We start from the raw sequence: 11,388 nt of genomic DNA, 5'->3' as shown, positions 1-11,388 counted from the left end.
CAGTCTCGCCCCTGGGGTGAGCGCCCCGGCAGGCAGGTCGATTCAGACGCGCGGCGGCCGCGCCTCGTACGGCGTCGACAGCACCACCGTCGTCCGCGTCGACACCCCGGCCAGCGACCGCAGCCGGGCCAGCAGCTCCTCCAACTCGTGCGGGGTGGCGACACGCACCTTGAGGATGTAGTTCTCGTCGCCGGCGACACTGTGGCAGGCCTCGATCTCGGGAACGCCGGCCAGGCGGTCCGCGATGTCGTCGGGGGCGCTGGGGTCGAACGGTTTCACCGAGATGAACGCGGTCAGGGGCAGCCCCACGGACTCGGGGTCGACGACCGCGGCGTACCCGCGGATGACGCCCCGCTGCTCCAGCCGCCGCACCCGCTGGTGCACGGCGGACGTGGACAGGCCCGTGGCCTTGCCCAGGTCGGTGTAGCTCATCCGCCCGTCCTTGACGAGCAGCTGCACGATCTGTCGGTCCAGCTCCTCCATGGCGCAAGAACCTACAGTGCCCGTGATCTCCGCGGGCACTTCGGCCCCGCAGGTCATGCCCCGGTTCGCGCGGGACTCGGGAGCGACCGGTGCGCCACCTGGGGGACAACACGGGCGCGGCGGGCACCTGCGGGCGCCATGTGACGAACGCCACAGCCCTTGGGCGCTCTCCGTGACGGCCGCGTGGTTACCCCCGAGACCTGGCGGGAAGTGCTTGCTGTGGTCGAGGCCGCAGCGCCTTCACGGCCCAGCCTTAGGGGGAGAATCCCATGCAGAGTCTTAAGCGCCCTGGTCGATCTGTGCCCAAGCGGCAGCAGCCGGTCGTCGAGCCCCAGCCGGAGGGCGTCGAACCCGACGCCCTCGACGACATCGACGACATCGACGGCGAGGAACTCGACGCCTACGACACCTTCGAGATGTACCGGGTGATCTGCCCGGACTGCGCGCAGCCCATCGCCCTGCTGGCGGACGAGGAGGTCCTCCCGGAGCACGCCCGGTGCGCCTCGCCGTGGAACCCGTTCGGACTCACGGTCTGTGCCGGTACGGGCCGCCGCGCGACCGAGGCCCGGCCCGCGGACGAGTCCTTCCGGCCCCAGGAGCAGGACACCGCGCTGCTGTTGACGCTCCCTCAGGGGCTGGACTGGCGGAAGCAGCCCTTCTCGCACGTCGGCGGCCCGGGCTCGCGCCCGATGCGGGTGCCGGTGATGCGCCGCGAAGCCGCCTGAGCGGTCCCGGGGTCGACGCCGGCGGGGGGCGCCCCGCCCCCCGTGAGCGGTACACCCCTGAACGCACGGCCGATTCCGTACGGCGGTGACCTGAGCGCCCGTCGCCGCGTTGGCGGGGTATGGCTCCCTCGTACACGGCGACCGGGCGTCAGCGCCTCATCTTCGTGCCGCCGCCCGCAGAATCGGTGCCGCCCGCAGAATCGGTTCCGCCGGTGCCGCCGCAGCCGCAGGATCCGCCGATCTACCGCGATCTGGTCCGCACCTGGGCCGACCGCGGTCGTACCCTGCCGGGGCGCGACGACCCGGAGTGGGTCCGGCTGGCGGCGCCTCCGGCGGGCCTCGAATCGCTCAGCGGGTCTCCGGACCCGCTAGATGACGGGCAATGACCATCCGCTGGATCTGGTTGGTGCCCTCGACGATCTGCAGGACCTTGGCCTCGCGCATGTACCGCTCGGCGGGGAAGTCCGCCGTGTAGCCGTACCCGCCGAGCACCTGGACGGCGTCCGTGGTGACCTGCATGGCGGTGTCCGTGCAGAACAGCTTGGCCATGGCCGCCTGCCGGGCGAACGGCCGGCCCGCGTCGCGCAGCCGCGCCGCCGCCAGATACAGCGCGCGGCCGGCCTCGATCCGGGTCGCCATGTCGGCGAGCATGAAGCGCAGACCCTGGAAGTCGGCGATGGGCCGCCCGAACTGCTGCCGCCCCGCGGCGTAGCCGACCGCCTCGTCCAGCGCGGCCTGGGCGAGGCCGATCGCGCAGGCGGCGATGCCGAGCCGCCCGGAGTCGAGCGCGGACAGGGCGATGGCGAAGCCCTGGCCCTCCTCGCCGATGCGCCGGCCGTCGGACACACGCACCCCGTCGAGGTGGATCTGCGCGGTCGGCGAGCCCTTGAGCCCCATCTTCCTCTCCGGCGCCGCGGCGCTCAGCCCCTCGGCGTCACCGGGCACCAGGAAGGCGGTGATGCCGCGCGGGCCGTCCTCGCCGGTGCGCGCCATGACCGTGTAGAAGTCGGCGACCCCGCCGTGCGTGATCCAGGACTTGGTACCCGTGATCACCCAGCCGTCGCCGTCGCGGACCGCCCGGGTGCGCAGGGAGGCGGCGTCCGAGCCGGAGGACGGCTCGGAGAGGGCGTACGCGCCGAGCAGCCCGCCGCCGAGCATCGCCGGCAGGTGCTCGACCTGCTGCTGCTTGGTGCCGTAGGTCGCGAGCCCGTAGGCGGCGAGGGTGTGCACGCTCAGGCCCAGGCCGACGGTGAGCCGGACGGCGGCGAGCTCTTCGAGCACCTGGAGGTAGACCTCGTAGGGCTGGTCGCCTCCGCCGTACTCGGAGTCGTACGGCAGGCCGAGCAGGCCGGACTCCGACAGCAGGGCGAAGACCTCGCGGGGAAAGCGTCCGGCGTCCTCCTCCTCGGCCGCCTTCGGGGCTATCTCACGCTGCGCGATGTCGCGGACGAGCGAGATCAGATCCCGGGCCTCGTCCGTGGGCAGTTGCCGGTCCACCGGCTGCGGGGCGCGGTCGGGCATGGCGACGCTCTCCTCCCTCTCGGGCACATCGGCGGACGTGCGCCTTGGGTGGGGGCGGCTCCGCCGGGTCGTTCTCGAAGGCCGGCCGGTGCGCGCACTCCCGGGTCACGGAAGCTGCTGACCAGCGGCTGTGCGCTGTGAGTATGCCCGATCGGCGGCAGGGAGTCACCGGTTAACGACCGCTTACTTCAAGAAAGGGTCCGCGACCTCAGACCGGCCCGGGCCGTTGACCCGGCCGGTCCAGCCCAAGGACCTCTCGCCCTCAGCCCTCCCGGCGCGCGGGCACGGGGGCCGGGTAGGACGGGTCCAGCTCCTCGACCGCCCGCAGCGCGCCGCCCAGCGTCCTCACGAGCAGGTCGCGCATGGTGTCCCGGGTCAGTCCGGGGCGGTCGATCCAGTCGAGGGTGGCGCCCTCGACGCCGCACACCCAGCTCAGCAGTCCCATCCGGGCCGTCGGTGCCACGACGGCGCGCCCGTAGGCGCCCTCGGCGATGGTCGCCACGATCGCCTCACGCACCCCGTCGCGGATGGCGTGCACCTGGGCGTCGAAGCCGACGCCGCCGCTGACGATGGTGCGGAAGGCGGCCTGGTTGTGCTCGGCGTAGCGCAGATAGCCGTCGATGGTGCGGTGCAGCCGGTCCACGGGCGGCAGTTCGCGGCCGCTCCCCGCGAAGGCGACCAGGTCCTCGACCGAGTCCTCGATGATCGCCAGGTAGTAGCCCCGCTTGGACCGGAAGTAGTAGTAGATCAGCCCCTTGGCGACACGGGCCTGCCGGGCGATGTCGTCCATCGACAGGGCGTCGTAGGAGGTGTCGGCGAACAACCGCCGTCCGATGGCGATGAGTTCGGCGCAACGGGCCACGGAGCGCTCGGTGCCGCGGGCCCGGGGCGGGGTGGTCTCCGCCGCAACGTAGTGGCGGGCCTCCGGGAGGACGGCGTCACGCTCTTGGCTCATGTGCACTTCAGGCCCCGGGTCTCCGACTGGCGGTGGGACCCGCAGTATGGCAGGTGGGCCCTGTCTCAGGTCACAGCAGGCCGAGCCGGGTGACGAGCATCGCGATCACCACGATCAGGATCCAGCCCAGGACGTGTTCGAGGGTCTCGGACCCGTCGCGCCGGGGGCCTCCGGTGCGGGCGCGGGCGGTGGTCGCCGACTGTGCGGTCATGGGCTCTCGCAGTGCTCGGACGTGCTCGGTGGTCTCCCCCGCCCCGATCCACCTTGCCATGCGCGGCCGCCGGCGCGGCGGAGAGCTTGGTCACAGCGAAGGCCCCGGACCACCGGGCGGATTCCAGGGGCCTTCGCCCGCGTGCGCCGCCGTCAGCGCACGCCGACCGCCGCCAGCGCCATGCGCTGGTGGGCCGTGGGCCGGGCGGGGAAGTACAGGTAACAGACGCCGCCGGTGCCGGAGACGACCTTGCCGGAGGCGTTGTACCGCTTGGTCCGCAGCCAGATGTTCTCGAACTCGCGGCGCCGGTACACGCGCCGGACCGCCGCATCGTCCGGCGAGGCCGGGTCGTTGGCGATCACGTCGCCGTCGGCGGTGAAGCCGACGACCGTCATCAGATGGCCGGAGGTGCCGTAACCGGCGCCGGTCAGTTCGGTCCTGAGGAACGACTGGGACGTTATGGCCGGGATGCCGGCCGCGATCAGCGTCTCCAGGTCGGTGAGCGAGGCGAGCCGGGTCACCACGCCCTGCAGATCGGGGAAGGTGGCCGCGTAGGCGGCGTTGAAGGGCCAGTTGCCGCAGCCGGCGTACTGGTAGTCGTAGGTGTAGCGGGCCGCGTGACAGACCTGCGGGTCGGCGTAGCCGGGGTCGACCCAGGCAAGCTGCGCGGCGGTGAGGCGCCCGCCCCAGTACTCGACGATCATCTGCGAGGAGGTGGGACTGCACCAGGCCTCGCCACCGTTGTCGTACTCCGGGTACTGACCGCTGTGGATCTCCTGCGAGTAGCGCGGGACCGCCAGCTCCTTGGCCACGCCCGGCGCGGAGGCGGGGACGGTGAAGCGGTCCGGCACGTCCGAGCCCATGACGCCGACCCGCCACACGGTGGGTGTGAGCCCGGTGCCGGGCCGGCGGTGGAGGGTGAGGCGGAGCCGGTACGACGCCAGGCGCAGCCCGGAGGCCGGGCCGTCGACGGAGAAGGTGTCGGTCCAGATCGTGCTCCGGCCGTCGCTCTGGCCGTCGACGGAGGTCCGCCGGATGTCCTGGTCGCCGGCCGCCCAGCGGCCCATCACGTACCAGGGGGTGTCCGTGCCGTCGGAGTACGTGCCCTTCAGCTCCACCTGGAGCCAGGTTCCGGCGGGGGTGCTCGCGTTCCAGGAGGCGACCGCCTCGGTGGCGGGGACGGCGAGCGGGTGGACCGGCGAGGTCCAGGTGGCGTACTCCCAGGACGCCGTCCTGCCGGTGTGCGGGTCGGTGTAGTCGGTGGTGCCCGCGGCGGCGGCGATGCGCAGGCCGGGGCGGAGGCCCGCGACCGCCTCGGTGCCGTCGGCCCCGCCGCCGCGCCAGTCGGCGTACGTGGTCCAGGAGCGGTAGTCGACCGGGCGGGCCGGGGCGCGGCCGGCGGGAGCGGCGGGGCCGGTCCCGACGGCCGGGCCGGCGCCGGCGGCCAGCGCCGGGGCCGCGCCGGCGGCCGCTGCGGTCGCCGCGGCGGCGGCCACCGCGGCGGCCAGGACGGATCTGCGGGACGGCTGTTCGGCTCTGCTCATGGGTGGAAGACCCCCAGGTTCCGAGTCGGGGCGGGTCCGTGCACGACAGTGCGCCCACTATGGCCGCGGCGACCGCCCGCGGCCAGCACTTCGCCCCACGCCACGCCCACCAATATTGGTCTCCACCACTGGCGTGAGCTGGGCGGGGGCGGCCCCGGCAGCGCGGCGCGCGCTCGACCGGGGCCGTCCGCTCAGACCAGGTCCATCGCGGCGACCTCGTCCGGACGGCCGTAGCTGACCGGGCCCCGGAAGCGGCGGCGGGCGGTGGCGAACCACCACACCGTGGCCACGAGCAGGACGACGGCCAGGGCGATCGGGGCGTAGTTGAAGGAGTCGACGGTGATGGGCGAGGCCTGCGGCAGCATGAACAGCACGCTGCTGAGCACGATCCAGGTCACGGCCACGACGCCGACCGGCCGCCCCCAGCGGCCCAGGTGCCAGGGCCCCGGCCGGAAGTCGTCGCCGAGCCGCAGCCGGAGCAGGATCGGCACGGCGTAGGCGAGGAACAGCCCGACGACGTTGACGCTGACGATGGCGGTGAAGGCGGTGTGCGACCACCAGCCGGGCAGCACCAGGGCCAGCGAGCAGGCCACCGCCAGCCAGACCGCCTTGACCGGGGTGCGGGTGCGCGGCGAGACCGAGTGCCACCAGCGGGAGCCGGGCATGGCGCCGTCCCGGGAGAAGGCGAAGATCTGCCGGGTGTTGCTGGTCAGGTTGGCCAGTCCGCAGAAGAGCATGGCCCCGATCACGATCAGCAGCAGCGCCTTGGCGGTGCCGAGCCCGAGGGCGTCGATGAGGATCTGGACGGGCGGCGCGGCGGAGGCCGCCACCCGGTCGTAGTCGCGGATGCTGACCACGAGGGCGAGCATCAGCACCAGTCCGGTGAGCGCCGACCACCCGATGGCCCGGGTGATCCCCTTGGGCGCGTTCACGGTCGCCCGGACGGTTTCCTCCGACATGTGGAAGCTGCCGTCGAATCCGGTGAACGTCCAGCTCGTCACCAGCAGGCCGAGCATCCCGCCGTAAAGCCCGTTGGTGAAACCGGTGTTGTTCGCGAAATGGGTGACGAAGGAGGCCGGACGGTGGTGGTCGGGGACGGCGGCCAGGGCGGTCACGATCACGACGAGCCCGACCAGCAGCCACCACACGGAGATCCGGTTCAGGACGGCGACCAACTGGACGGTGTAGGTGTTGGCGAGCCCCTGAAGCACGATGATCAGCGCGGTGAGGAGCACCGTCTGGTGCATGGTCGGCCGGTAGGAGGACCACTGGAGGGCGAGGAAGGCCTGGACGAAGGTGGCGGCGGCGTAGCCGGTGGCGGCGGTGCCGCCGATCTGGCCGACGAAGTTCAGCCAGCCGGTGAACCAGGACCAGGCGCCCTTGCACCGTCGGGCGAGTTTTCCGGCGGAGAAATACAGCGCCCCGCTCGTCGGGTAGGCCGAGGCGACTTCGGCCATGGCCGCTCCGACGAACAGCACCATGACCGAGACGCCGATCCAGCCGAAAACGAGAATGCGGGGACCGCCCGCGTTCATCCCGAACCCGAAGGACGAGAAAATGCCGGAGATGACGTTGATGATGGTGAAGGATATGGCGAAATTGTCGAAGGCCTGAAAGCGCCGGGTGAGTTTTCTGGGATAACCCATCGCGTGCAGGGTCGCGTCGTCGTCGAGCGCGGCCGGGTCCCCGGCGCCGCCGGCTCCGGTGTGCGGGGCCGATATCCGTTCGGACACAGATCGACCTTCCTCTCGGTGGGGGGTGGGGGGCTGGGACGAGGGTCAGGGGCCGCCGGGCACCGGCAGGCCGCAGGCCCGCCGCGCCCGGGAGAGCTGCTCGGCGGGGTCGCCGAAGGCGCACCACGGCATCCGCGAGGCGTAGGGGCCCATGGCGATCAGGACCGCGCGGGCCTCGGACAGCCGCCGGGCCATCACCAGCGCGTGGGCGAGATAGGCGAGGTCGAGCACCGGGGTGAACGGTCCGCCGGCGACCGTGGGCAGCCAGTTCCGGTGGAGCGCGAGGGCGGTGGAGCGCCACGGCGGCTCCTCCCAGACCCGGTCGGCGAGCCGTCGGGCGGGGTTGTGGCTCTCCACCAGCGCGACCAGCGGCAGCAGTCGCAGCGCGGAGTCGGCGGGCGCCCGCTGGCTCAGGAAGGCGGCGACGTCCCAGGCCGCGTTGGCCGAACCGCCGTGGCGGGCGAAGAAGCAGGCCAGGAAGCGGTGGTGGGCCTCGCGGTGCCAGGGATCGAGGGAGAGGACGTGCGCGAACAGCCGCCAGGGGCCGGGTGGGGCGGTGAGCAGGCCCTGGGGCGCCGGGTCGCGCAGCCGGTGCAGCCGGGCCATGGCGAGCCTCGCCACCCAGGGAGTGGGGTCCGCCGGGTCGAGGCCGGAGGCACGGTCGCAGGCGGACAGGGCGATCCGCTCCAGGGCGCCGGCCCGCTCGTCGCGCGCGTCGGCGGCGCGCAGCGCCCGGAGCACGGCCACCCGCGCCCACAGCAGCGCGGCCTCGGGTTCGGGCTCCTCGGCCAGCCAGCGTTCCGCGAGGTCGGAATCGGCCGCCTCCGAGGCGAGGACCAGGGAGCGGTGGGCCCGCAGACCGAAGGCGCCGCGCGTCTCGGCCAGGGCCTCGCGCGCGCTGCCCCAGCGTCCGGCCCTGACGTCCACGCACACGGTCGCCAGAACCCGGTCGTCGGCCGCCGGATGCCACACGTACTGCCCCTCGAAAAGCCCAGCGGCCATCGTCCCCGTCCGTCCCCGTTCACTGCCACGCGGGTGCGCAGGGGGCACTTTACTCACCACGGAGCACAACCGGAACGCAGTTTTCGATCTACCCGGAGGCCATTCGCCGGCCAATAACGGCGTGCGACGGCCGCGGCCGCGATAGTTCAATGGGACACCAATTTCCCGGCCCGCTGCCCGGCCCTTGGAAACGCCCGGTTAGAATGTTCCGCGGAAATATGCCACCGCCCGAGCCCCCGCCCGATCAGCCCCCGGGAACCGTCATTCACGCCCTCGCCTCCCGCCTGCGGCGCCTGCCGCCCTTGTGCGGCCCCGTGCGCCTCGTCGGCGTGGACGGGCATGCCGGGTCCGGCAAGTCCACCTTCGCCGGCCGGCTGGCGGCCGCCCTGGACGGCGCCCCCGTGCTGCATCTGGACGACGTCGCCAGCCACGAGGAGCTGTTCGCGTGGGACCGGCGGCTGCTGGCCGACGTGGTCGAGCCGCTCGCCCGGGGCCGGACGGCGCACTACGCCCCCTACGACTGGCGCGCCCGGGACTTCGGCCCCGCCCGGGCACTGCCGCCGGCGCCGGTGATCCTCGTCGAGGGCGTGGGCGCCGGCCGCCGGGCCCTGCGCCCCTACCTGACCCAGTTGCTGTGGATGGAACTGCCGCGCGAGGAGGCGTGGACGCGGGGCCGGTCCCGGGACGGCGAGGAGCAGCGGGAGTTCTGGGCCGGGTGGGTCGAGGCGGAGCGGCGGCACTTCGCCGCGGACCCCTCCCGCCCGTACGCCGACCTTCTGGTGCGGCAGGTGAAGCAGGGGTACGAGGTGCTGCCGGGGCAGGAAAAAGCGGTTGAACCGCACCAGAATGTCACCCACCGTGACGGGCCATCGGCAGTGTGCTGAAGCTGTGAAAACCCGTGCGGGCGAACTTCGCCGAGTGCTTCAACTCGGCTTGACCGGGGGGACGTACAGGTCTTACGTTCTCAATGTGCGGTCTATCGGGACCGCCCCCAGACGCGAAGCCCCCGGTTGTTCCCCCGTGATCGGGGGCTTCGTTCTGCCCGCGTCCCGCTTTCCGGACGCCGCGTGACGCCATCCGGTCACCCTCGGTCACCGCGCCGTCCGCGCCCCGCCCGCCCCCACCCCGCCGAACGGGCCGTGCGGCACCCTTCGGCGGGCACCGGTCCCGCAGGTACGATGCCCTCGGTGCGACCTTCGAACGGCTGCTTCGCGCACCGGCAACTCCGGTCCGCGGCACAGCCGTTCGACCAAGGAAGCCGCCGACGACGGTCGGGCGGTGAACCTACGGGGGCACGGTCTGTGGGGGACGTGATGGACTTCGGCACGCGGGGCCCCGAGGCGCCGGCCGACCTCGCCTGGCTGCGAGGCGTGGACGCCTACACCATGGGCGCCTATCCGCAGGCGGAGGAGGAGTTCCGCACCGCGGTGCGGATGGATCCGGGGATGGCCGACGGCTGGCTCGGGCTGCACGCGCTGCGGGTGGACACGACGACCGCGCTGCTCAGGATGTTCCGGCACCGGGACCGCTTCGGCGAGCAGCGCGCCCGGCACCGCCGCGCCCTCAACTCCTGGTACTGGCTGGGCTGGTGGGTGCAGCCCGTACTGGAGAGCCCCCGGGACCTGCTGCTGGCGCACGCCTCGCACTGGCTGGACGGCCGGCACGTCCCCGAGCTGGACCGCGCGCTGGCCGGGCTGCCGCCCGTGGACACCGACGCCCAGGTCCGCTTCCTGCAGGCCTGCCGCGCCTATCTGGTCAAGGACTGGGAGCAGCTCGTCCGGCACACCGACTCCCTGCTCGACGACCCCATGCTCGGCATCGAGGCCGGCCTGTTCGGCGGCATGGCGCGGGTCCGGCTGGAGATGTACGGGCAGGCCGAGCCGCTGCTGGCGGCCGCGCTGATGCGGTGCCGCAGCGAGCAGCCGCAGCGCAAGGAGCTGCGGTACTGGCTGGCGCGGGCGCACGAGGGCACCGGCCGCAGCGCCGCCGCGCTCCCCCTGTACCGGGCGGTGCACCGGGTGGACCCCGCGTTCATGGACACCTCGGCCCGGCTCGCGGCGATCTCCGAGGGCGACGGGTACGACGACGCGGCCGGCCTCGCGGCGATCACGCTCACCGGTCTCGGGCAGGACGCCGTGGACGGTCCGGACGTCCTGGACCCGCTCTTCGGTGTCGAGGGCCGCGACCTGAGGCTCCCCGAGCCCGAACTGCCGGCGTCCGGGCCGCTGCCGTCGGCCGCCGACCCGGCGGTGCGGCAGCGGACCGCGGTCCCCGCCCAGCCGCTGCCCACCGGGCCGACCGACCCGGGCTTACTGGAGGAGGCGCTTGCCGAGCTCGAGCGCATGGTGGGCCTGGAGCCGGTGAAACGCCAGGTCAAGGCATTGTCGGCACAGCTCAACATGGCCCGGCTGCGGGCCGGGCAGGGCCTGCCCGTACAGCCGCCGAAACGCCACTTCGTCTTCTCCGGCCCGTCGGGCACCGGCAAGACCACGGTCGCCCGCATCCTCGGCCGCGTCTTCTACGCGCTCGGCCTGCTCGGCGGCGACCATCTGGTGGAGGCCCAGCGCGCCGACCTGGTCGGCGAGTACCTCGGCCAGACCGCCGTCAAGGCCAACGAACTGATCGACTCCGCGATCGGCGGAGTGCTCTTCGTGGACGAGGCCTACTCCCTGTCCAACTCCGGATACGGCAAGGGCGACGCGTACGGCGACGAGGCCCTGCAGGTGCTGCTGAAGCGGGCGGAGGACAACCGCGACCACCTCGTGGTGATCCTCGCCGGCTACCCCGAGGGCATGGACCGTCTGCTCGCCGCCAACCCGGGCCTGTCCTCCCGCTTCACCACCCGCGTCGACTTCCCCTCCTACCGGCCCCTGGAGCTGACCGAGATCGGCAAGGTACTCGCCGCGGAGAACGGCGACCGGTGGGACGAGGAGGCCCTGGACGAGCTGCGCTCCATCGCCGGGCACGTGGTCGACCAGGGATGGATCGACGAACTCGGCAACGGGCGGTTCCTGCGGACGCTGTACGAGAAGAGCTGCGCGTACCGGGACCTGCGCCTGTCGGCGTATCCCGGCACGCTGTCGCGGGACGATCTGGCCACGCTGCGGCTGCCGGACCTGATGCAGGCGTACGGAGAGGTGCTGTCGGGGCGGGGGCCGCAGGACCCGTCGGCTCTCTGAGGAGCCCCCGGCGACCGCGCCCGGTGGCGCCCGCT

At 73.0% G+C, this 11,388-nt stretch carries 10 protein-coding genes; 3 read left to right on the top strand and 7 right to left on the bottom strand.

Annotated features, from left to right (window positions below):
* Positions 1-42: 42 nt before the first annotated feature.
* Positions 43-483 (bottom strand): Lrp/AsnC family transcriptional regulator, encoded by a 441-nt coding sequence (locus tag ACF1A5_RS30760; protein WP_392196150.1) that lies wholly within the window; start codon positions 481-483, stop codon positions 43-45.
* A gap of 269 nt (positions 484-752) precedes the next feature.
* On the opposite strand from ACF1A5_RS30760, the gene ACF1A5_RS30755 reads away from it, so the two are divergent.
* On the top strand, positions 753-1,208 hold the full coding sequence (locus tag ACF1A5_RS30755) for a hypothetical protein (protein ID WP_392196149.1): 456 nt from the start codon (positions 753-755) through the stop codon (positions 1,206-1,208).
* Positions 1,209-1,556: 348 nt separating this feature from the next.
* Here the strand turns inward: ACF1A5_RS30755 and ACF1A5_RS30750 are convergent, their stop codons facing one another.
* The 6 genes from ACF1A5_RS30750 to ACF1A5_RS30725 form a co-directional block, all read right to left on the bottom strand.
* The gene (locus ACF1A5_RS30750) at positions 1,557-2,729 is read right to left on the bottom strand and encodes an acyl-CoA dehydrogenase family protein (protein ID WP_392196148.1); all 1,173 of its coding nucleotides are present in this window, start codon (positions 2,727-2,729) and stop codon (positions 1,557-1,559) included.
* A 262-nt stretch (positions 2,730-2,991) separates the two neighbouring features.
* Positions 2,992-3,684, bottom strand: coding sequence for a TetR/AcrR family transcriptional regulator (locus tag ACF1A5_RS30745; RefSeq protein WP_392196147.1), 693 nt, complete (start codon positions 3,682-3,684; stop codon positions 2,992-2,994).
* Positions 3,685-3,754: 70 nt separating this feature from the next.
* Complete coding sequence (locus tag ACF1A5_RS30740; protein ID WP_392196146.1) at positions 3,755-3,895, bottom strand: SCO1431 family membrane protein; 141 nt, start codon at positions 3,893-3,895, stop codon at positions 3,755-3,757.
* Between the two features lie 152 nt (positions 3,896-4,047).
* Positions 4,048-5,439: a peptidase C39 family protein gene (locus tag ACF1A5_RS30735; protein ID WP_392196145.1), complete on the bottom strand. Its 1,392-nt coding sequence runs from the start codon at positions 5,437-5,439 to the stop codon at positions 4,048-4,050.
* Between the two features lie 191 nt (positions 5,440-5,630).
* The gene (locus ACF1A5_RS30730; RefSeq protein ID WP_392196144.1) at positions 5,631-7,172 is read right to left on the bottom strand and encodes an amino acid permease; all 1,542 of its coding nucleotides are present in this window, start codon (positions 7,170-7,172) and stop codon (positions 5,631-5,633) included.
* A 45-nt stretch (positions 7,173-7,217) separates the two neighbouring features.
* Positions 7,218-8,174: a hypothetical protein gene (locus ACF1A5_RS30725; RefSeq protein ID WP_392196143.1), complete on the bottom strand. Its 957-nt coding sequence runs from the start codon at positions 8,172-8,174 to the stop codon at positions 7,218-7,220.
* A 218-nt stretch (positions 8,175-8,392) separates the two neighbouring features.
* Between ACF1A5_RS30725 and ACF1A5_RS30720 the strand changes: the two genes are divergently transcribed.
* Positions 8,393-9,058 (top strand): uridine kinase, encoded by a 666-nt coding sequence (locus tag ACF1A5_RS30720; RefSeq protein WP_392196142.1) that lies wholly within the window; start codon positions 8,393-8,395, stop codon positions 9,056-9,058.
* 429 nt (positions 9,059-9,487) lie between these two features.
* Positions 9,488-11,353 carry an AAA family ATPase gene (locus ACF1A5_RS30715; protein WP_392196141.1) on the top strand — a complete coding sequence of 622 codons (1,866 nt, stop codon included), beginning with the start codon at positions 9,488-9,490 and terminating at the stop codon, positions 11,351-11,353.
* The last annotated feature ends 35 nt before the right edge of the window (positions 11,354-11,388 follow it).

It is taken from the genome of Streptomyces sp. NPDC014864 (assembly GCF_043081525.1).
Classification (GTDB): domain Bacteria; phylum Actinomycetota; class Actinomycetes; order Streptomycetales; family Streptomycetaceae; genus Streptomyces.
This window is presented reverse-complemented; position numbering and strand designations above follow the sequence as displayed.

Coding starts and splice junctions, on each gene's coding strand:
- ACF1A5_RS30760 (WP_392196150.1), bottom strand. CDS start 483: ATGGAGGAGCTGGACCGACAGATCGTGCAGCTGCTCGTCAAGGACGGG.
- ACF1A5_RS30725 (WP_392196143.1), bottom strand. CDS start 8,174: ATGGCCGCTGGGCTTTTCGAGGGGCAGTACGTGTGGCATCCGGCGGCC.
- ACF1A5_RS30755 (WP_392196149.1), top strand. CDS start 753: ATGCAGAGTCTTAAGCGCCCTGGTCGATCTGTGCCCAAGCGGCAGCAG.
- ACF1A5_RS30735 (WP_392196145.1), bottom strand. CDS start 5,439: ATGAGCAGAGCCGAACAGCCGTCCCGCAGATCCGTCCTGGCCGCCGCG.
- ACF1A5_RS30745 (WP_392196147.1), bottom strand. CDS start 3,684: ATGAGCCAAGAGCGTGACGCCGTCCTCCCGGAGGCCCGCCACTACGTT.
- ACF1A5_RS30750 (WP_392196148.1), bottom strand. CDS start 2,729: ATGCCCGACCGCGCCCCGCAGCCGGTGGACCGGCAACTGCCCACGGAC.
- ACF1A5_RS30740 (WP_392196146.1), bottom strand. CDS start 3,895: ATGACCGCACAGTCGGCGACCACCGCCCGCGCCCGCACCGGAGGCCCC.
- ACF1A5_RS30715 (WP_392196141.1), top strand. CDS start 9,488: ATGGACTTCGGCACGCGGGGCCCCGAGGCGCCGGCCGACCTCGCCTGG.
- ACF1A5_RS30720 (WP_392196142.1), top strand. CDS start 8,393: ATGCCACCGCCCGAGCCCCCGCCCGATCAGCCCCCGGGAACCGTCATT.